The sequence below is a fragment of the Leptotrichia sp. oral taxon 879 str. F0557 genome (assembly GCF_000469385.1).
Taxonomy (GTDB): domain Bacteria; phylum Fusobacteriota; class Fusobacteriia; order Fusobacteriales; family Leptotrichiaceae; genus Leptotrichia; species Leptotrichia mesophila.
The window spans coordinates 1-20,289 of the sequence record NZ_KI271287.1 but is presented as its reverse complement, the minus strand read 5'-3'; the positions used below and the strand labels follow the sequence as shown (position 1 = coordinate 20,289).

Below are 20,289 nucleotides of genomic sequence, written 5' to 3'. Positions count from 1 at the left end.
TTTTAGGTCGGTTTTGTATAAGTTTCACTATAAAAGCAGAAGATTTATTAAAACTGTCTTCGGGCATGTGACTTTTGAGCACTGTAAATACGTGAACAGGAAAACAGGCATTCATTACTATATTGATGAAAAATTGGGCTTAACAGTACAGACGGCTTTCCCAAGAGCTGATTTTTACTATACTTTTTGAATACCAGCATACTGTAGCCTCATTTATTGTAAAAACTTACAGTGTTTCAAGGACTACCATGTATAACCTTGTCAATTCTTTTGAAATGCCAAAGTTTGATATCGAAAGGTTTAAAAAGAATGACAGTTCACCAATATATATGGAGATTGATGAAGATCAGATGAAGTGCAGAGGAAGTAAAAACACATATATGAGGATGATTGCAATACATCGTGGGATTAAGGAAGTCTACAGGGGCAGGAACAAGCTTGCTGACATGCATGTAATAATGTTTCCTACTTTCTGTTCCGTTTGAAGAAGTATCGGAGTATGTGTTTGACTATCTTGAGAAGAAATACAATATGAACAAGAAGAAACTGATTGTGAACTCTGACGGGAGATACGGATAGACAACTTTATTTGGGAACTTAGGATTTACAAGATGATATATATTTATGACAAGTTTCATCTGGTAAAATCCATAGATGTGATTTCTAAAAGAGACAAGGAGATATCAAAAAATCTTTACAAATAGCTTGAAAAAAATGATTTTACAGTGCTTGAAAACTTTTATGAGATTTCAGGGAAAAGGAGAATATAATCTAGAGAGGAAAAGATCAGATGAAGATAAGAAAAAATCTATACTAAAGAGTACTACATAGACTCAAGAATGGAATCTCTTCTATCCCAAGAATGCTCAAGCATACCAAAAACGTTTTCAAGAAGCAAAATAAAGGTAAAAGCGTTATACTACATTTCCTTTACAAACTACGGAAAAACAGAGAAAAGGCGTACGAACTGTACTTTAGCAGGAAAAGAATAGATTCAATGGAAAAGGTAATAGGAATGGAATATTTACTAGATATTGTTAATAAAATAAGCAAGAAACACAAACATTCCATATTTAAGATGACAAGAATGTCCAATGAGGAAAGTTCTGAAGGAAATATCACAAAGCAGAATAATTTAAAAAAGCAGTTAAAAAAGGATTATTGTATTCTTTTATGACTACTCCTATATTTTTTACTCTGTCAAGCTTTATCATGTCTTTGAATTTTTTTCTGCAATATGATACAATGTATTAATTACACTTTAAATTATAATCCACTATACAAAATATTCCGAGGAGCGTGATTATGAAAAAATATAATCAGTTTGAAATTTTTAGATTTATTGGAGCATTGTCAGTATTTTACTACCATACTAGAGTACATGCTCAGTTTTCTCCTATAAAACTTCCTTTCATTTTAGAACATGGAATCGCCTGGGTATTTTTCTTTTTTCTGCTTTCAGGATTTCTTTTAACGTATGTTTATTCAAACAAAAATCTTGACACTCAGATTTTTTATAAGACAAGATTCTTTAAATTTTATCCTGTCTACTTCCTATCGCTCATACTGACATTAAAATTTAAAGGTACAATAATATATAACATGCTTCTAGTGCAGTCATGGATTTTTAACAGATCCCTAAGCTACAATTCATCGGCATGGTATCTTTCTGTACTGGCCTTTTTACTTTTGTTATTTCCAGCGCTGCTACAATTTAGAAAAAATAAATATTTTACATATTTTGTATTAATTATCAATTTTTACGTCTATTATTTTTTCAATTATCTTTTTAAGTTAAACTCCAACAGTGGAACAGTTCTTGAATTTATAAAATATAACCCTCTTATGTACATCAGCACCTTTACATTCGGAATGCTCCTTTATGATAAAATAAAAAAAATAAAAAAAAGAAATATATATTCTTTTCTTACAATAATTTATATTATTTTCTTATTATTTGCTCCATACAACAAGTTTTTCCCATATAATTCCACTGCTATTTCGTTGTCTTTCATCCCTTTAATTGTATTTCTGTATTTAGATAACGGATTTTTCAGTAAATTTCTTGGAAACAAATTTTTTATCTACCTGGGAGGAATCAGTTATTCAATATACATACTGCATAGACCCCTGTACATAATATTTGAAAAATTTATGGGAGAAATGACAAGTCATGTAGATTTTCTAATCTACTTCCTAATGGTATTTCTAATGTCAAATTTGGCAAAATACCTCGTGGAAAATAAATTTTATAAATATCTATGTAAAAAATATTTGAATAGGGCTATCTAGCCTTATTTTTTTCTGTAAAAAATACAATCTTACCTTCTTTATGAAAAAAGCACTCTGTTTCCAAAGTGCTTATTTTTTTACTAAAGATATATTTTAAAATCAATCTTAAAAATTACTTGATTTATTAGTTTATTTTTTAAAAATTTGAACGTATTATTGCTACTCAACAATAACTTCCACAACTTCATCTGTTGTAAATCTAGAAAAATATTCACCAATATCAACTATTTCTAATTTTTCTTTTACAGCTTCCCTTGTATATTTCGTATCTTTCAAAAGATTTTCAATTTCACTTAAATCTTCATTTTTACCAAAGAAATCTCCATAGAATTTGATATTTTTAATTCTGGAATTTTCTACTGTGGCAAAAATTTGGATTTTACCATTTTCAAATCTTTTTCCTCTAGTTATATTAAATTCTGGCGACTCTCCATAATTCCATTCCCAACTTCTCTTAATTTCAGCTCTCTTGGCAATGTAATCCAGCTCCTCTTGGCTAAAAACATACTCTTTCATATCTGGATACTGTTTTTTCATATATTCCATTATTTTTTCACCAAATTCATTTACAGTGATCGGTTCTTTCAAATGAGGAAGTATGTTTGTAACACGGCTTCTTACTGATTTTACGCCTTTTGACTCAATTTTATCCTTTGAAACTTTCAGTGCATTTCCTAATTCTCCAAAATTCACATCAAACAATAGGCATCCATGGTGCATTACACGTCCTTTTATGTATGCTTGAGCGTTTCCACAAAATTTCTGTCCATCTATTTCCAAGTCATTTCTACCTGTAAATTCAGCTTTTACACCCAATTCTGCCAGAGTTTCTATAATTGGCTTTGAAAATTCTTTAAAGTTAAAACCTTCCTTATCTTCCTGCTTATTGGAGATTATTGTATAATTTAAATTGTTTAAATCGTGGTAAACTGCGCCTCCGCCAGAAATTCTACGAACAACATGGATTCCTTTTTCACGAGTATACTCTGTGTTAATTTCCTCAATTGTATTTTGATATTTTCCTACAACAATTGTTGGCTCATTTATCCAAAGTAAAAATATTTCGTCAATATCACGCAGCTGCTTAAAGCAATATTCTTCCAAAGCAATGTTAAATGCTGGATCATTTGACTTACTAACATAATATTTCATATGTTTAAAATTCCTTTCAAAATTTCAATTTATTTCACTTTTTTATTATTTTCTTTTTCTAGGTAAATGAATCGCTTCATCTAATGCATCTGCACATGCTTCAAACAGAGCTTCTGAGTAAGTTGGATGAGCATAGATTGTCTTAATCACTTCATCTACTGTAATTTCCATTGCCATAAGCCCTGACGCTTCATTAATCATTTCTGCTGCTGATGGTCCTACAATGTGTACTCCAAGAATTTCGTCATATTTTTTATCAACTATAACTTTTACAAATCCTGCTGGTTCTCCTGAAGCCAACGCTCTTCCGTTTGCCGCAAATTGGAATTTACCAACTTTAATATCATATTTTTCTCTTGCCTCATCTTCTGTTAATCCAACCATTGCCACTTCTGGCACTGTGTAGATTGCCGATGGAGTTGTTTCAAGTCTGATTTCTCTATGGTTTCCTTGAACCGCATTTTCAGCAGCAACTTCTCCCATTCTGAATGCCGCATGAGCAAGCATCTTGATTCCATTTATATCTCCAGGCGCATAAATTCCAGGTATACTTGTTTCCATATATTTATCAACTTTGATTCGACCTTTTTCCATTTCTAGCTCAATTTCTCCAATAGCTTCCAGATCAGGTACTCTTCCGATTGACAATAATGCTTTTTCAGAAACAATGTCATCATGTCCGTCAACTTTGATTGTTAAGTTGTGTCCATCATCAACTATTTCCTTAATTTGTGTAGAAGTTAATATTTTCATTCCTTTTTTCTCAAGCTCTTTTCTAAGTACAGCTGAAGATTCCCTGTCTACTCCTGGTACGATTCTATCCATCATTTCCACAACTGTAACTTCACTTCCAAATGATAAGAACACTTGTCCAAGCTCAATTCCGACAACTCCTCCACCAATTACAGTAAGTGATTTTGGAATTTGCTGTATGTCTAAAATGTCATCACTTGTAAGAACTTTGTTGCTTTCAATTCCAGGAATATTGATTTTTCCGACTTTCGATCCACCAGCTAAGATTATTTTATCAGCTCTTAAAACAGTTTCTCCGTTTACAACAACATCTTTATCCTTATTGATTTTTCCAATTCCATTAAACATTTTAATTTCATTGCTCTTTAGAAGTCCTCTTACACCATTTGTCAATGTTTTAACAATTTCATTTTTCAACTGCACAACTTTTGGCATGTCAATTGTGTATTTTTCACTTTCCAAAATGATTCCTCTTTTGCTTGCCATTTCGATACCTTCGAGAATTTCAGCATTTTTAAGGAATGTTTTTGTAGGAATACATCCTCTGTTCAGACAAGTTCCTCCAAATTCATTTTTTTCTACAACTGCCACTTTTGCACCAAGTTGAGCTGCACGAATTGCCGCTACATATCCAGCAGGCCCTCCACCAATTACGACAACATCAAATTCATCTTCTGCCTTTTCTTTTTTAGGGGCAGGTTGAGCCACATTTTCTGATTTCGGCTGTGAAGCTTGTGCTGGAGCTGCACTTGCTGTATTTGCTGAACCTGCCTCTGGAGCCACTTCTCCTTCTGCACCAATATATCCGATAACTTCTGTAACAGGTACAGTTTCTCCATCTCCTTTTACTATTTTTATCAAATATCCTGATTCTTCAGCTTCCAGTTCCATACTTGTCTTATCTGTCATTATTTCAAGTAAAATTTCCCCTTCTTCTACCTTTTCCCCTTCTTTTTTATTCCATTTTATAATCTGCCCTTCCGTCATATCAATTCCGGCTTTAGGCATTATCACTTCAGTAGCCATTTAATCTCACTCCTTATACTAAAATAATTTTACATTTTTTATTTTCTAATTCCATAAGTTTTATTCTAAATTTTTTATTAAGCTAAATTAATAAAGCGATTGGATTTTCCAAAGCATTTTTCAAGTCCTGCATAAATTTAGCTCCCGCAAGTCCATCTACCACTCTGTGATCAATTGTAAGCGTCAAAGTCATCATTGGACGAACTGTAATTTCACCATTTACAACAACAGGCTTTTCAACTGTAGAAGAAACTCCCAAGATTGCTGAATTTGGCTGATTTATTATTGGGTTAAAGCTTTGTACTCCAAACATTCCGAGATTACTTATTGTAAATGTGCTTCCACTTTGCTCATCAGGTGTCAACTTCATATCTAATGCTTTTTTCACTATCTTCTTAGATTCAACAACTAATTCGCTAAGTGTCATTTTATCTGCACCTTTTACAACTGGCACAAGAAGTCCACCGTCAAATCCTACTGCAATCGCCAAGTTTACATAATTATGCAGAATAATCTGTGTCCCGTCTTCTGACAAACTTGAATTTACAAACTTGTGCTTTAACAAAGTTTTTATAACTGCAAATGAAATAATATCTGTTATTGTAATTTTCTTTCCTGTACTTTCTAAAATTGTATCAAGTATTTTCTTTCTTAGTGCAATGGCTTCAGTCATGTCAATTTCGTAATTAAGTGCAAATGTAGGTGCAGTCAGGTAACTTTCTGTCATACGTTTTGAAATAACTTTTCTCATTGCTGTCATTGGCACGATTTCTATATCCTGCTGTGCAACTGCTTTTTCTTCAGCAACAACAGCCTTTTCATGTCTTGCCAAGTCTTCTGTTTCCTGCGGCTTAGCAATCAATTTCAAAATATCATCCCGCATTATTTTCCCATTATGCCCTGTCCCAACGACATTTTCCAATTCAAGATTATGGTCTAATGCTATTTTTCTAGCAAGTGGCGATATTCTTACTTGCTTTTCAAATTTAAATGTTTCTACATCTTCCTTATGAACACGTCCATTTGCTCCACTGCCTTTCACAAGAAAAAGATCAAGTCCCATCTGCTGCGCTAATTTACGTGCTGCAGGAGTAGCTCTTAACTCATTATTTTCCATAGCTTCTTCCTTTCTATTTTATTTCTTCCTATATATTTTTTATTGTTTATTTTTTACTTTTCTAATTGCTTCTACAATTTTTTCCACACTTGGAACCATCGCTGTTTCAAGAGCGTGATTATAAGGTATTGGTACATCTTCTCCAGCTAACCTCACAATTGGATGATCCAAATAGTCAAATGTGTCACTTTCTGAAATAATTGCAGAAATTTCTCCGATAAACCCGCTTGTTTTATGAGCATCATTTACTAAAATTACTCTTCCTGTTTTTTTAACAGAATTCAAAATAATTTCCTTGTCTAGCGGAATCAATGTTCTAGGATCCACCACTTCTACGCTAATCCCTTCACTTTCTGCAATTTCCGCCGCCTTCATTACTCTTTCCAGCATTCTTCCATAAGTTACAATTGTAATATCTTTTCCTTCTTTTTTAATTTCTCCTTTTCCTAGCGGAATAATAAATTCAGGATCTGTAGGAACTTCACCTTTCATATTGTATTGTGCTTTATATTCAAGGAAAATTACTGGGTTATTATCACGAATTGCTGATTTTAAAAGCCCTTTTACATCTGCAGGTGTACCTGGTGCAACAACTTTTACTCCTGGAATGTGAGTAAACCAAGACTCAAGCGACTGTGAATGCTGTGCAGCTGAACCCACTCCAGAACCTGCCGCACATCTGAATGTTACAGGCACTTGCCCTTTTCCACCAAACATATATCTAGTTTTTGCCGCTTGATTTATAATATTATCCATCATATAAACAATAAAATCCATGAATGTTACGTCAACTATTGGACGAAGCCCTGTCATTGCCGCACCAATCGCAGCTCCAGAAATTGCAGATTCTGAAATTGGCATATCTTTTATTCTTTCTGGTCCAAATTCTTCCAGCATTCCAACCGATGTTCCAAAATCTCCTCCAAAAATTCCTACATCTTCTCCCATTAAAAATACATTTTCATCTTTTCTCATCTCTTCCGACATTGCTGTAATAATTGCCTCTTTTACAGACATCAACTTTGTTTCCATTTTCTATCTCCTTTTCTAATTTGCAAATATATCTTCAAATGCAGATTCCAACGTAGGTTCTGGACTATTTTTTGCAAATTCTACTGCATCTTCAATCTGTTTTTTTGATTTTTCTTCAAGTTCTACTAATTCTTCCTCTGTCGCAATATTATTTTCAAGCAAGTAATTTCTGAATTTTAAGTTAGGATCTTTTAACTTCCATTCGTCAACCTCTTCTTTTGTTCTGTATTTTCCAGGATCAGAACTCGAATGTCCGAACCATCTGTAAGTTATGCTTTCAATGAAGACTGGTCCTTTTCCTTCTCTTACATGCTCCACAGCCTTTTCAAAAGTTTCATAGACTGACAGCACGTCGTTTCCATCTTCAATAAAATATCCTGGCATTCCATAAGCCGCAGCCCTTTTATACAAATGTTCTACATTTGTAACTTTATTAATTGACGTACTGATTCCATAACCGTTATTAATTGAATAAAATATAACAGGAACATTCCATACTGATGCCAAATTCATAGCCTCATGAAAACTTCCTTCATTTGTGGCTCCATCTCCAAAGAAACAAACTACAATTTTTCCAGTATTTTTTACTTTTTGAGTATAAGCCGCACCAACTGCCATTCCGTGTCCACCACCAACAATTCCGTTTGCTCCCAAGTTTCCACTTTCTAAATCGGCAATGTGCATTGAACCACCTTTACCTTTACAAGTTCCAGTAGCCTTTCCCATAATTTCAGCCATCATTCCATTCAAGTCAATCCCTTTAGCGATAACCTGTCCATGTCCTCTGTGATTAGATGTAATAAGATCATCAGCATTCAATGCCGCAATAGCACCAACATTCGCGGCTTCTTCTCCTACTGACAAATGTGTCATTCCAGGCACCATTCCTCTTTTCACAAGCTGATTTACCTTTAAATCAAAATTTCTAATGCTAAGCATTCGTTCGTAAATATTCAGCAATTTACCTTTTGATAGTTCCATAATTCCCTCCATTTAAATCTTTTTTATATTTTTCCAAACTTTTAGTAATTAATATTTTGTTCTCCAAAATTTCCTGATTAATTTTATCATAATTTTGTAACCATTACAACAAATATTTGCAAGTTAAAAAAATATCTTTTAAAGTTTTTTTTATTTTATATATACAAAAAGAATATTAAAAATATCCTTTACATTTTATAATTTTTACATTATACTTTAAGTACTAATAAATAAAAATTGGAGGATAAATAAAATGAAAATTGCTGAAGCTCTTATTTTACGTGCAGATATTCAAAAAAGAATTACGCAATTAAAAACAAGACTTAATAATAACGCTAAAGTTCAGGAAAATGAAAAACCCACTGAAGATCCTGAATTTTTATTAACTGAATTAGACGACTTAATTTCCCAATTAAATGATTTAATAATAAAAATAAACAAAACAAATACTCTTTCAAAAATTGATGGAATTTCATTAGTCGAATTAATTACAAAAAAGGACACACTTTCACAAAAAGCAGGAATCCTACGTGAATTTATAGAAATTGCAAGCCAAAAAATAAATCTTTATTCCTCAACAGAAATAAAGGTTTTTAGTACGATTAATGTTCCAGAACAGCAAAAACAGCTAGATAAATTATCTAAGGAAATTCGTGAAACTGATACAAAATTACAGCAGGCAAACTGGACTATTGATTTGATTAAAGAATAAAAAAATATAATTTAAACAAATTTTAGGTGTAGATATTATTAAGGTGAACATAAACCTTTGGATATTAGGGAAAAAATATCTTACAAGATGAAGTAGTGCGGGGAAATTACAAGAATTATAATTAATCCCAATATTGTTACATTTGTACAAATCACTGTAAATTTTACTACCGTATGTTAATTGATAATATTGAGGTTGGGTTGTGGGATTTATTTTAGTTATACAAAAAATACATAAGGAGAGAAAAATTTATGAAAAAAATCGGTCTTGTGCCACGTTTAATTATCGCAATAACGCTTGGTATAGTACTGGGATTAGTTTTACCAAGTCCTGTTATTAGGATTTTTGTGACTTTTTCGTCGCTATTTAGCAAGTATTTATCTTTTGTTATTCCGTTTATGATAATCGGATTTGTTGTGACAGGAATTTCAGATTTACGTCAAGGAGCAGGAAAATTGCTGGGAATTACTACATTGATAGCTTATGTTTCCACAATTGTGGCAGGAAGTTTATCTTATCTTATGGCAACTAATATTTTTCCAAAAATTCTTCGTTTTGCCTCTTTTGCAGCAATAGAACACCCTGAGAAAAATCTTTTAACAGCTTATTTCGAGATTCCTCTTGCACCAATGTTTGATGTAACTTCAGCAATCATTTTTGCCTTTATAATGGGGCTTTCAATAAGCTGGCTTAGAAATAATGGTGAAGGACAAACTACCTACAACCTTTTTCGTGAGTTTTCAAAAATAATTACAAAGTTACTGAGCACATCGGTTATTCCTCTACTTCCAGTCTACATTTTTGGAACATTTATGAACATGACTTACAGCGGACAGATGTTTACGACACTTTCTATTTTCCTAAAAGTATTTGTCTGTGTGATAATTCTTCACATTTTATATATTTCAGCTTTATTTGTATTTGCTGGAGGAATTTCAGGAAAAAATCCGCTTACCTGTATGAAAAATCAAATTCCAGGTTATTTTACAGCACTTGGTACACAATCTTCAGCAGCCACAATCCCAATAAATTTGGAATGTGCAAAACGAAACGGAACATCGCCTGAAATACGTGAATTTGTAGTGCCATTATGTGCCACAATCCATTTAGCAGGAAGTATCATTACAATAACAAGCTGTGTTGTTACAGTTCTTATGATGAACAATATGGCTTACGATGTAACAAAAGTTTTCCCATTTATCCTAGTTCTAGGAGTCGCAATGGTAGCCGCACCTGGAGCACCTGGAGGAGCAATAATGTCAGCACTTCCATTTCTAGGAATGGTTGGAATCGCTTCAAATAGTCCACTAGCTTCACTGCTAATCGCACTTTATATAACGCAGGACAGCTTTGGAACAGCAGCAAATGTATCTGGGGATAATGCAATAGCTATTATTGTTGACTGGATTTATCATAAATTTATAAAAAAATAAAAATTATATGATTGAAAAAATGAAAAATTTGTGTTATAATTAATCTATAAAAAGCAATGGTATATATTCCATTTTGAGGTAAAAAATAGCGGGAAAAGTATCTTCTTCTTAGTTGAAGGAGGTATTTTTTTATGTTATAATATTTTGGGGTTCGCTACCCCCAACCTCGAAATGGAGGGAGGTGAATTGTAATGATAAATGGTGATATTGTCGTTTTTGTTATTATGGTTGTGATTTTATACCTAATCTTTAGCAAATAGATGACAAATTGCCATTTTATGCCTCCGAAAATCTGCAGGAAATTATAACCTGCAGGTTTTTTTTAAATTGTACAATTAATAAAAATAAAAAATAAATAATTTTAAAAATTCTCATAATTCTTTAATGATAATATGATAGTATTAAATTAACAAAGGAAAAGAGAAAAAATAATGAAAAGAGGTTTTTAAAATGAAAAAAAGATTTTTTTTAGTTGGAATTTTTACAATGCTTCTTTTGTGCTGTGGTTTTTTGAATGCGGCTGTGAAAAAAAGAGACACTATTAGCACTAATTTGAATGGAACTTCATGGAAATTGACAGAAATCAGGAAAAATGGACGGAATTCCCGTATTCCAGAAAAAGCAAATGTTACAATTAATTTCTTAAAATACAATATCAATGGATTTGGAGGAACTAACGGATATTCAGGAAGTTATAAATTAAACAGGAATTCCACTCTTTCTGCTACAGTAACTTCAACTTTAACAGGAGGTGCTCAAGATCTAATGAATCTTGAACAAGATTTCTTTGATATTCTGCAATCCAACCCTGTGATTAAATACAACAAGGATACTTTAACTTTAACTAACAAGCGAGAGATTTGGACTTTTAAAAATCCTGATACAGTTAATCAAAATGACAAGGATTCACTTCCTCTTTCAAATTTAAATGAAACTTCATGGAAATTAACTCAAATTAAGAAAAATAGATGGAATTCTTATATTTCAGAAAATACAAATGTTACTATTAATTTTTCAAAAAATAAGATTAATGGATTTGGTGGAATTAATGGATATTCAGGAAATTATAAAATTAACAGAGATTCTACTCTTTCTGCCACAATAACTTCAACTCTGATTGGAGGTGCTCAAGATCTGATGAATCTCGAACAGGATTTCTTTGATATTCTACAATCCAACCCTGTGATTAAATACAACAAGGATACTTTAACTTTAACTAACAAGGCTGGCGATATTTGGACTTTTAAAAAGTCAAATACAGTTAATCAGAATGACAAGGATTCACTTTCTCTTTTAAATTTGAAAAAAAAATTATTGAATACTAGCTGGAAACTTATTGATATTTCTGACACAAAAATGAGAAAGATATTGACAACAAATGAAATAAGAATTACTCTTAATTTTTCAGAAGACAGAATACATGGCGATTCAGGAGTAAACAACTATTTTTCAAATTACATAATGGCATCAGATAATATTATGGTTGGACCTATCGGCTCTACAAAAATGGCAGGACCAGATAACTTTATGAGACTTGAAAGTCAGTATTTGAATATTTTGAAAAATTCAAAAAAGATTAAATTAGATAATAATCGTTTGATTTTTATGACAGATGATGGAAAAACATTGACATTTAAAGAAATGTAGTATTTTATGTTTGTGCTATTTACTTTTAACTTATATTTTTTATCTGGAATAAAAAAATATTTGTTATGAAATAAATAGCACTTTTTTATTGTATTTTATTTTCTAATTTTATATCGATTTTGACTTTATCCATTCACTTTCTTTCCCCATGGCATAATTTTTCAGCACTTCTTCCTTATATTCCTTAAATCTTCCATCAATAATTGCCTCACGTGCATTATCCATAAGTTTTAGCAAAAAATGCAAATTATGATATGTTGCAAGCCTTTGTCCCAAAATTTCTCCAGCCTTGAATAAATGTCTTATATACGCTCTCGTATAATTTTTGCAGGCATAACAGTCACAACCTTCATCAAGTGGTCTATCATCTCTTGAATAAATCGCATTTTTTATGACAAGACGCCCATACTTCGTAAATACAGTACCGTGTCTCCCAATTCTTGTAGGCTGAACGCAATCCATCATGTCAATTCCATGCTCCACAGCTTCAAGCATATCCACGGGCTCTCCCACTCCCATTAAATAACGTGGTTTATTTTCAGGCAGTTTTGGCGTGCTATATTTTAAAATTCTATACATATCCTCACGTGGCTCTCCTACCGCAAGTCCTCCTAAAGCATACCCAGCAAATCCATAGTCATACTCATATAGTTCTTCAAAACTTTTATCCCGTAAATCCTCATAAATTCCACCCTGTACAATTGCAAAAAGCCCCTGTCTATCCTTATTTCTATTTGCTTCGATACAACGCTTAGCCCATCTCGTAGTTCTTTCAATGGATGGTATCAAATATTCACGTGTTGACAGTCCTGGCGGGCATTCATCCAGCACCATCATAATATCACTTCCCAGATTATTTTGAATCGAAATAGATTTTTCAGGCGATAAAAAATGTTTTGATCCATCTAAATGCGAACGAAAATGAACCCCTTCCTCTTTTATCTTTCTCAAATCTCCAAGACTAAATACTTGAAATCCACCACTATCAGTAAGTATTGGCTTATCCCATCTCATAAATTTATGAAGACCGCCAAAATCATTTACCAGCTCATCTCCTGGACGCAAGTACAAATGATATGTATTCCCAAGGATAATTTGAGAATTAATCTCTTCCAATTCCTCTCTAGTCATCGCCTTCACAGTCGCCTGTGTCCCAACTGGCATAAATATTGGTGTTTTTATCTCTCCATGTGGTGTTTTTATAACTCCAGCACGTGCATTTCCATCTTTTTTTTCTAATTTATATTCTATTGGATTTTTAAAATCTTTATTTTCTTTTTCAATACACATTTTATCTCCTATTTTATTTCTAAATTCCATTACATTCCATAAATTTTCTTAGCATTTTCAGTAGTTACTTTAATAACTTGCTCTACTGAAATTTCCTTAATTCTAGCCACTTCTTCTGTTACATATTTTGTATAAATCGGCTCATTTCTCTTCCCACGAAAAGGCACAGGTGTCAAATATGGACAATCTGTTTCCAGAACAATTTTTTCCAAAGGCAATTCCTTCACAAGCTCCTTCGTCTTTTTATTATTTTTAAACGTCAAAGTACCACCAATTCCTAAATAATATCTATCTAAAAACGGTTTTGCCGCTTCCAAGGAACCTGGATAACAGTGCAAAATCCCACCAACATTTTTATAATCCTTCAAAACATCAAGTGTATCCTGCAAAGCCTCTCTTGTATGGATAACAACTGGTTTTTTTACCCTTTCTGCAAGTTCCATCTGCTTTCTAAATCCAGCAATCTGAACATCCTTCGGATCTTCCATCCAGTGATAATCCAACCCAATTTCCCCAATCGCAACAACCTTTTTCTCAGTCAAAGCCAATCTTTCCAGTTCTTTTTCCACTTCATCATTATATTTTTTTATATCAACAGGATGAACTCCAATTACTGCATTCACAAACGAATATCTATTCGCAAGTTCAATGCTTTTAAGTGAACTTTCTAAATCGAACCCAATGCTTACAATCCCTTCCAACTCATCTTCAATCCTTTTCATCACATCATCAAAATCATTTTCAAACTGTTTATCATAAATGTGCGTATGCGTATCAATTATTTTACTCATTTTAACAAGATAAAGTTATTCCAAAATTTCAGAATAACTTCATTTCCTTTCTAAATTTAATTTTTTTGATTTTACTGTTTTACAATTCTATGAAAAATCCATTCATTATTTACTTTTTTCAAACTTATTGTTGCATTTTGATAAGTAAATATTTTTGTAGTCTTAACTTTTTCTATTGTAAAATCACTCATTAGTTGGAATAACGTTGAAACCCATTCAGGTTTTATATTTTTCTCTGGTGTAGTTTTTAAAATTTCTATTGATTTCCCAGTTTTTTCTTTAAACCTTTTAGAAACTTCTCTCATCATTTCATCTTCACTAAAGTTTCTACTATCTAATTCAGGAATCTTTATTTCAAGATCTAAATTAACAATGTCACTTGAAATATATTCAATTTTTTTTATAGAATATTGTGTATCATAAACAAGTTGTTTTGCCATCCCATCAGTTAACATCATTCCAAGTCTTTGACTGCTTTGTGTAGTCAATTCTGCCTCTCTAATACCCGCAGCCTTTTGTTTTTCTACAAATTTTTCAAACGCCTTTTCTATCCCTGCATTATTTTTCTCAATTTCTGACTGTTGAATTTTCACATTCGGTTTAACTTCCACCTTATAATTCGCAGAAAATCCAAGACTTGCTGTTAGTAAAAATAATATTAATATCTTCTTCATTTACTCATACCTCATCCTCATTTATTCAAATTATTTTCCAAAATTTTCAAACATAGAATCAAAAATATCAAAACCATCACTTTCTAATGTTTCTTCATCTTTATATTCCCATTTTTTCTGATTTTTTTCCAAAATCATTTTTCTCTTTTCCGTTTCGTATTCAAATTCGTTATTATCCAATCTTTTTAGCATTTCATTTTGAGATTCAGACAAAATTATTACATTTGCTTTCAGTCTTTCTTCATTGGACAATTTTTGAATTTTTTCCTTATCCAATTTATATCCCAATTCTTTTGAAACTTTATCTTCAAGTTTTTTGTTAAATTCTTCAGAGAACATAATTTCAAAAATATTCGGAGATTTTTCAGTATAAATTATCTCTACTTTGTTTTTTGAAATAAAATTAATTTTTTCAATTTCATAAATTGTTTTTTCATAAACTTTGTTATTCATCAAAACATTAGGTACATTCACTTTAAAATTTTTTTCACCTGTTTCCAAATTAGCATTTTCCGAATATCCAATACCTTTATTTTTACTTTCTATCCTATCTGAAATTTCTTTATTAAAAACTTCAACAACTTTTTCACTTTGATTTTTCATTTCCTCTTCTGATAATTTTAAACTCTTATTTTTTGTAATTTCAAAGTTTACTTTTTTTAATTCAAATGAAAAACTTAACGAAAAAATAACCAAAAATAAAATCAATATTTTTTTCATAAAACTCCTTTTTTACAAACAATAAAAGTAATATAAAAGTAAACTTTAAGAATTATATTTTTTATATTTTAACTAATTAATCTGAATAAAAATTTCAGTATATCTAAATTTTCTTATCCAAACTTATTTCAATTTTTCATATCTTTTAGATAATTCAATCGCTCTGCCTTTAGTCGAGTTAATCAATGATTGTGTGTATTCCAAACCATAAGCTGTTCCACAAAGTTTTTTTCCATTTACAGTTCCACAAAATTCATCTGCCACTTCTTTTGCCACTTTATCTCTTTTTTTTATCCACGCTCTTTCTTCATTTCTAAGTTTTACTTGTTCTTTTTTTGACAATTTTGACATTAACAATTTGTAAACCTTATTTAACTCATCATCCCAGCTCTCTAAAATCATTGAAGATCCTTCTTTAATTTCAACATTACTTCCGTCAAATAATTTCTCTACACTTTTCTCTTTAATTTCCATTCTATTAATCATATCACTCGTATAACCAGCAAAACTGCTAATTACAACCATCAAACTTGTAACCAAAATCATTACTTTTTTCATAAAAAATCTCTCCTTTTCACTTTTGAAATCAAACTTAAAAATTATAATTTTTCAATTCCTCAACAAGAATGGTCTTTTTCCACTTCATTTAATTTAGAAAATTAAATTTTAGTTTTATAGCTTTCAATCAACTTTTGATATTCATTAACAACCCACTCACCAAATCCCAAATGAATCGCATCGCTTATCCCATAATTTTTTATCTCTGATTTTTGAAAATACAACTTTCCATCTGGACAATGTTTTTCATGATACACTTGTACAGAAGTAATTGTATACGTCACAACTTCTCCATCTATAACTTTTCGTTCTAATGTATCAAAATCCAGTAGTGGCAATATATACCAATTATTTTCATAATCATAAATCCATAAAATATCATTAATTAACCATTTAAGTGATTTAAATTATTAAATTACCTATTTTGTTATGCAAAAATTTAAATAAATTCCTCAAAAAAATTTTTTGTTTTTTTTTGAAAAAAAAACTTGACATTATATAGTTAGTCTTTTTTATTATCTTGTGTTAGATATTTTGGCTTCAAACATTGAATAAATATAACAATTCGATAAATTCTCCCTATTCATACAAATTTTTTTCTTTATCTCCTTCATAACATTGTACACACCTATTTGACTCTCATCTTTAACATTTTCATTTATGGTTTTTTCATTTATAACCTCTTTTTTTATTTCTTTCCAAAAATTTGGATACAATAATTCTATAATATCAAAAATAATAGATATGTCTTCATAAACTTCATTTTTTATTTTATAATTCCTTATTCTTTTAATAAGCCTTTCTATATTTCTTAAATTTTTATTTTTTTCTTCTACCCTTATTTGATCAGTATTTTCTTCATCTACTTTCTTTACTTCATTATTTAAAAACTCTTCAAACTCTATTATTTTACTAATAGTTTCTTTTTTCAATTTATTCTCTTTTCCAAAAAAAGAAATTTTATCAAGAACGCTTAGATTTTTTAAATAAAACACTTTCTCAAAATATTTTTCAAGATAGTCACTATCCTTTAACTCTAATATTCCTTTTAATTTTTCATGTGAAGAAATAGTTATAATAGTAATTTCATTATTTAATTCCAAATTTAATTCACCTACAAACCCCAGAAACTCACGTACTATTTTTTTCTCATCTATTCTATCTACATCATCTAAAATTAGAATTATTTTTTTATTTATCATTCTTAATTCTTCTGAGAGGTTTGAAATCATATTTGTATAATCTATTTCTTGAAAATTAAATATTATACCTTTAAATTCCACATTAAAATATTTTGACAATTCTATCACAGAAGTTGAAAATATTTTATTTTTTAAAAATACTCTTCTTATTTCTGATAGAATTTTTTTTCTAAATTCAACCTTTGTATTAAAATACGGAGTTTTTATATATATAAACTCATATTCTGAATTATATTTACTCATAAACTTTCTTATAAAAAATGTTTTACCATTTCCCCATTCGTCACTTACTAAAATAGATTTTCGTTCATTTCTTATTTCTTTATTTAATTGTTTTAAATATTCTTCTCTACCTCTTATAAGTTTATTCCTTTTTTCTATAATAGTAATTTTATTACTATTAGGAACTATATTTAAAAGGACTTTTTGAGGTATTTTACCGAAAAAATTATCTATTATAAGTTCTCTACCTTTTTTTAATTTATTTTTTATTTCTTTACTTAAAACTCCCAACTCTAAATCCTTTGATAAAAATAAATACTCATACTCCTCCATTTCAATTACCCCATACAAATATTTTTTCCGTTCTTTATTGTCAATCATTCTTTTTATAATTATTTTATCTTTTCGATTGATATTATTTTCTAATTTATCATTTTTACCTAATCTTTGATATTCTAATTCACTATTTTTATATAAATTGGACCTTTCTGTTTGGACATAAAGATATAAAAAGGCAATAGATGCTAACCCATGTATAAAAATTTCTATATATTTAAATATATTTTCATTCTCATTTTTACATTTTCCAAAATTATAGTTTGGAAACTTAATCAAGTAGAGATTTAAAAAAATATTTACAAAACTTACTGCTACTATGGGAATTAAAAATAATTTTCCTATCCCTTTTATATGTTTCATTTTACATATTTCAGATATAATCATACAGATATACATTGAATAAAATAATATTAATATACTATAATAAATTTTACAATGATACTCTTTTAATATTCCAATAACAAATTGGAAAAATATTACACTTATTAAAAATAAAATTACTTTTTCTATTTTTATATTTTTAGTTCTAAATCCTTCTAATTGAAATAAAGTTGGAGATAAAAATACAAAAAGGTACACTATATTTTCAGCTTGTTTCCTAATATGCACTCCTGAGTGAAAATTTAGAGCTGTTAAAACAAAAAAATTTACCATTAACCAATATATTATTTTTTTTAAATTATTATTATCATCAAATGATAATTTTTTATTTTTTCCCATTTTTCCTCCACTTATCAATATATTTAGTAATGATATCTAACTATTTTGAATAGTTAAATCTTTGAAAATTTTTATTTTCCTTTCTTCAATCGTATAATTTCTATTTCATCTTTTTCAATTTCTTCTTTCTTTTTCGCTGTTTCAACTTCTAATTTTTTTAATTTTTTCTTTCTTGCCAGTTCTTCATCTTCCAAACTTCTTCTTTTTACAATAACATTATTTTGTAATTTATCATCTGGATTTACAATAATTTCCTGACCTTTATCTATTCCTATACCGTAAATCTCAACTTTTTCACCATTATTTATACCTGTGTAAACTTCTTTTTCTGTAACTTTATTATCTTTATCTATAAAATAAATATAGGTTTTTATAATATTATTAATTTTCCTCTTTACAACAGCTTTTAATGGAACAGTTAAAATATTTTCTTTCTTTTGATAAAAGATTCGGATATTAAGAGGCTCATTTAAAATAATATCTTTAAAGGAATTTGTCAATAATTCCAAAGTTTTAAGATTTTCAACATTTGTATCATTAATTTTATATAATACAGCTGAAAAAGTTTTAAAATTATCTGAATTATCCGCCTTTTTTTCTTTATCATTTTGTGTTAAATTTAAGGATTTTACTTGAGCAGAATTTCCAATATTTACATATTCAAGTTTTTTTGTTTCAATTGGCTCTGTTACAATTTTTAAGTTATCGTCCCTAACTAATATTAAAACAGGAGTAGAAATATTTGTTGTTCCACCTTTTACTACATTAATTTTTACAATATATCCATCTGCTGGACTAAAAATAACTCTTTGAACAAGTTTACTATCTTCAAACATTTTTTTCACATCAGTTTCCAAACTTGCTATTTCTCCAGATAATTTTTGTATTTGATCCATTACTTGCATTCCTTATTTATATTGTTCACGCAAATATCTCAATTGAGATTTTTTTACAGCAAGTTCAGCATTACGGATATTTAATTGATTGATAAGGTCTTAATTTTGATAATCACTAAACCTTATAATAACATCTCCTTTTTTTACTTTATCTCCTTGTTTGAAATAAATATTATCAACACCCATATCAATATCAAGTCCGATATTAATTAAATCTTTAGCTTGTACAGTACCTTTAGTATCTACAAAAAGTTCTATATTTTCTCTTTTTATAGCCTCAACAATGTATTTTTCATTTATTCTAGGAGTACAAAATTTTATCATTATTAAAGATAGAAAAACAAAACAAAGAGGCAAAAACCATATTAATTCATTTCTTTCTCTCATAATTGAATTATTCCTTTCGCTTTTTAGAATCAATGAATTTTTAATGATTTCCGTCAAAATATGAAACTTCATTCAAGTCATCAGAACAGCCTGAAGTCATGAACGCTCCCGTGCGAAAACGATACGTTGAGTATACTTAAATCCTTTTCGTCTGCCACTATCTGAGCCTTTATAGTATGTTTTTTCCTTTTTCCTGAATAATATTTCCGCTGTTTTTTTTAGGACACTCAATTTCACATTCCGTAGCATCAACCATTACGGCTTCTATCTCAGTGTCCCTGACAAGTTCCCTTTTTTTGGGCAAAGAAAACTCCTCGCTTTCTATCAAGATGTTTTCAACCCATT

Annotated in this window: 18 protein-coding genes and 2 pseudogenes; 5 read left to right on the top strand and 15 right to left on the bottom strand. The window is 30.0% G+C overall.

Translation table 11 applies throughout. The features are described from left to right. Together HMPREF1552_RS12665 and HMPREF1552_RS12990 are read left to right on the top strand one after the other, a co-directional pair. A pseudogene (locus HMPREF1552_RS12665) lies at positions 1–1,082 on the top strand (UPF0236 family transposase-like protein); the annotation flags it as partial. A 223-nt stretch (positions 1,083–1,305) separates the two neighbouring features. Then, complete coding sequence (locus tag HMPREF1552_RS12990) at positions 1,306–2,292, top strand: acyltransferase (RefSeq protein ID WP_021743113.1); 987 nt, start codon at positions 1,306–1,308, stop codon at positions 2,290–2,292. 159 nt (positions 2,293–2,451) lie between these two features. Here HMPREF1552_RS12990 and HMPREF1552_RS00745 read toward each other — a convergent pair whose 3' ends face one another. From HMPREF1552_RS00745 to HMPREF1552_RS00725, 5 genes are all read right to left on the bottom strand, one after another. Next, entirely contained in the window at positions 2,452–3,444 is a 993-nt protein-coding gene (locus HMPREF1552_RS00745) for a lipoate--protein ligase (RefSeq protein WP_021743112.1), read from the bottom strand. 45 nt (positions 3,445–3,489) lie between these two features. Continuing rightward, positions 3,490–5,223 (bottom strand): dihydrolipoyl dehydrogenase, encoded by a 1,734-nt coding sequence (lpdA, locus tag HMPREF1552_RS00740; protein WP_021743111.1) that lies wholly within the window; start codon positions 5,221–5,223, stop codon positions 3,490–3,492. Positions 5,224–5,305: 82 nt separating this feature from the next. After that, positions 5,306–6,340, bottom strand: a complete 1,035-nt coding sequence (locus tag HMPREF1552_RS00735) for a dihydrolipoamide acetyltransferase (protein WP_021743110.1) — start codon at positions 6,338–6,340, stop codon at positions 5,306–5,308. A gap of 39 nt (positions 6,341–6,379) precedes the next feature. Then, the gene (locus HMPREF1552_RS00730; protein ID WP_021743109.1) at positions 6,380–7,372 is read right to left on the bottom strand and encodes an alpha-ketoacid dehydrogenase subunit beta; all 993 of its coding nucleotides are present in this window, start codon (positions 7,370–7,372) and stop codon (positions 6,380–6,382) included. Positions 7,373–7,387: 15 nt separating this feature from the next. Then, complete coding sequence (locus HMPREF1552_RS00725) at positions 7,388–8,353, bottom strand: thiamine pyrophosphate-dependent dehydrogenase E1 component subunit alpha (RefSeq protein ID WP_039900880.1); 966 nt, start codon at positions 8,351–8,353, stop codon at positions 7,388–7,390. 253 nt (positions 8,354–8,606) lie between these two features. Here HMPREF1552_RS00725 and HMPREF1552_RS00720 point away from each other — a divergent pair, with 253 nt between their 5' ends. The 3 genes from HMPREF1552_RS00720 to HMPREF1552_RS00710 all read left to right on the top strand — a co-directional run bounded on the left by HMPREF1552_RS00720 (position 8,607) and on the right by HMPREF1552_RS00710 (position 12,145). Beyond that, positions 8,607–9,065 carry a DIP1984 family protein gene (locus tag HMPREF1552_RS00720; protein WP_021743107.1) on the top strand — a complete coding sequence of 153 codons (459 nt, stop codon included), beginning with the start codon at positions 8,607–8,609 and terminating at the stop codon, positions 9,063–9,065. Between the two features lie 251 nt (positions 9,066–9,316). Beyond that, positions 9,317–10,498, top strand: coding sequence for a dicarboxylate/amino acid:cation symporter (locus HMPREF1552_RS00715; RefSeq protein ID WP_021743106.1), 1,182 nt, complete (start codon positions 9,317–9,319; stop codon positions 10,496–10,498). Between the two features lie 450 nt (positions 10,499–10,948). Beyond that, positions 10,949–12,145, top strand: a complete 1,197-nt coding sequence (locus HMPREF1552_RS00710) for an META domain-containing protein (RefSeq protein WP_021743105.1) — start codon at positions 10,949–10,951, stop codon at positions 12,143–12,145. Positions 12,146–12,253: 108 nt separating this feature from the next. On the opposite strand, the gene tgt is transcribed toward HMPREF1552_RS00710, so the two are convergent. The 10 genes and pseudogenes from tgt to HMPREF1552_RS12985 form a co-directional block, all read right to left on the bottom strand. Beyond that, positions 12,254–13,435, bottom strand: a complete 1,182-nt coding sequence (tgt, locus tag HMPREF1552_RS00705) for a tRNA guanosine(34) transglycosylase Tgt (RefSeq protein ID WP_051311970.1) — start codon at positions 13,433–13,435, stop codon at positions 12,254–12,256. Between the two features lie 29 nt (positions 13,436–13,464). Then, positions 13,465–14,226 (bottom strand): TatD family hydrolase, encoded by a 762-nt coding sequence (locus HMPREF1552_RS00700; protein ID WP_021743103.1) that lies wholly within the window; start codon positions 14,224–14,226, stop codon positions 13,465–13,467. A 71-nt stretch (positions 14,227–14,297) separates the two neighbouring features. Next, on the bottom strand, positions 14,298–14,900 hold the full coding sequence (locus HMPREF1552_RS00695) for a hypothetical protein (RefSeq protein ID WP_021743102.1): 603 nt from the start codon (positions 14,898–14,900) through the stop codon (positions 14,298–14,300). Positions 14,901–14,930: 30 nt separating this feature from the next. Then, positions 14,931–15,620 (bottom strand): hypothetical protein, encoded by a 690-nt coding sequence (locus HMPREF1552_RS00690; protein WP_021743101.1) that lies wholly within the window; start codon positions 15,618–15,620, stop codon positions 14,931–14,933. 123 nt (positions 15,621–15,743) lie between these two features. Next, on the bottom strand, positions 15,744–16,178 hold the full coding sequence (locus HMPREF1552_RS00685) for a lysozyme inhibitor LprI family protein (protein WP_021743100.1): 435 nt from the start codon (positions 16,176–16,178) through the stop codon (positions 15,744–15,746). A 101-nt stretch (positions 16,179–16,279) separates the two neighbouring features. After that, the gene (locus HMPREF1552_RS00680; protein WP_231370723.1) at positions 16,280–16,462 is read right to left on the bottom strand and encodes a hypothetical protein; all 183 of its coding nucleotides are present in this window, start codon (positions 16,460–16,462) and stop codon (positions 16,280–16,282) included. 231 nt (positions 16,463–16,693) lie between these two features. Continuing rightward, positions 16,694–18,661 carry a P-loop domain protein, KAP family gene (locus tag HMPREF1552_RS00675; protein ID WP_021743098.1) on the bottom strand — a complete coding sequence of 656 codons (1,968 nt, stop codon included), beginning with the start codon at positions 18,659–18,661 and terminating at the stop codon, positions 16,694–16,696. A gap of 71 nt (positions 18,662–18,732) precedes the next feature. Then, positions 18,733–19,557, bottom strand: a complete 825-nt coding sequence (locus HMPREF1552_RS00670) for an RND transporter (RefSeq protein ID WP_231370722.1) — start codon at positions 19,555–19,557, stop codon at positions 18,733–18,735. A 99-nt stretch (positions 19,558–19,656) separates the two neighbouring features. Continuing rightward, a complete protein-coding gene (locus tag HMPREF1552_RS12660) occupies positions 19,657–19,944 on the bottom strand; it encodes a hypothetical protein (protein ID WP_051311968.1) in 288 nt (95 codons plus the stop codon). Between the two features lie 80 nt (positions 19,945–20,024). After that, positions 20,025–20,147, bottom strand: a pseudogene (locus HMPREF1552_RS12985) (transposase); the annotation flags it as partial. Positions 20,148–20,289: the final 142 nt, after the last annotated feature.

Bases quoted from the DNA above. Each gene is read 5' to 3' on its own strand.
- HMPREF1552_RS12990 (WP_021743113.1), top strand. From the start codon at position 1,306: ATGAAAAAATATAATCAGTTTGAAATTTTTAGATTTATTGGAGCATTG.
- HMPREF1552_RS12660 (WP_051311968.1), bottom strand. From the start codon at position 19,944: ATGAGAGAAAGAAATGAATTAATATGGTTTTTGCCTCTTTGTTTTGTT.
- HMPREF1552_RS00700 (WP_021743103.1), bottom strand. From the start codon at position 14,226: ATGAGTAAAATAATTGATACGCATACGCACATTTATGATAAACAGTTT.
- HMPREF1552_RS00675 (WP_021743098.1), bottom strand. From the start codon at position 18,661: ATGGGAAAAAATAAAAAATTATCATTTGATGATAATAATAATTTAAAA.
- HMPREF1552_RS00730 (WP_021743109.1), bottom strand. From the start codon at position 7,372: ATGGAAACAAAGTTGATGTCTGTAAAAGAGGCAATTATTACAGCAATG.
- HMPREF1552_RS00685 (WP_021743100.1), bottom strand. From the start codon at position 16,178: ATGAAAAAAGTAATGATTTTGGTTACAAGTTTGATGGTTGTAATTAGC.
- HMPREF1552_RS00725 (WP_039900880.1), bottom strand. From the start codon at position 8,353: ATGGAACTATCAAAAGGTAAATTGCTGAATATTTACGAACGAATGCTT.
- HMPREF1552_RS00690 (WP_021743101.1), bottom strand. From the start codon at position 15,620: ATGAAAAAAATATTGATTTTATTTTTGGTTATTTTTTCGTTAAGTTTT.
- HMPREF1552_RS00670 (WP_231370722.1), bottom strand. From the start codon at position 19,557: ATGGATCAAATACAAAAATTATCTGGAGAAATAGCAAGTTTGGAAACT.
- lpdA (WP_021743111.1), bottom strand. From the start codon at position 5,223: ATGGCTACTGAAGTGATAATGCCTAAAGCCGGAATTGATATGACGGAA.
- HMPREF1552_RS00715 (WP_021743106.1), top strand. From the start codon at position 9,317: ATGAAAAAAATCGGTCTTGTGCCACGTTTAATTATCGCAATAACGCTT.
- HMPREF1552_RS00695 (WP_021743102.1), bottom strand. From the start codon at position 14,900: ATGAAGAAGATATTAATATTATTTTTACTAACAGCAAGTCTTGGATTT.
- HMPREF1552_RS00745 (WP_021743112.1), bottom strand. From the start codon at position 3,444: ATGAAATATTATGTTAGTAAGTCAAATGATCCAGCATTTAACATTGCT.
- HMPREF1552_RS00720 (WP_021743107.1), top strand. From the start codon at position 8,607: ATGAAAATTGCTGAAGCTCTTATTTTACGTGCAGATATTCAAAAAAGA.
- tgt (WP_051311970.1), bottom strand. From the start codon at position 13,435: ATGTGTATTGAAAAAGAAAATAAAGATTTTAAAAATCCAATAGAATAT.
- HMPREF1552_RS00710 (WP_021743105.1), top strand. From the start codon at position 10,949: ATGAAAAAAAGATTTTTTTTAGTTGGAATTTTTACAATGCTTCTTTTG.
- HMPREF1552_RS00735 (WP_021743110.1), bottom strand. From the start codon at position 6,340: ATGGAAAATAATGAGTTAAGAGCTACTCCTGCAGCACGTAAATTAGCG.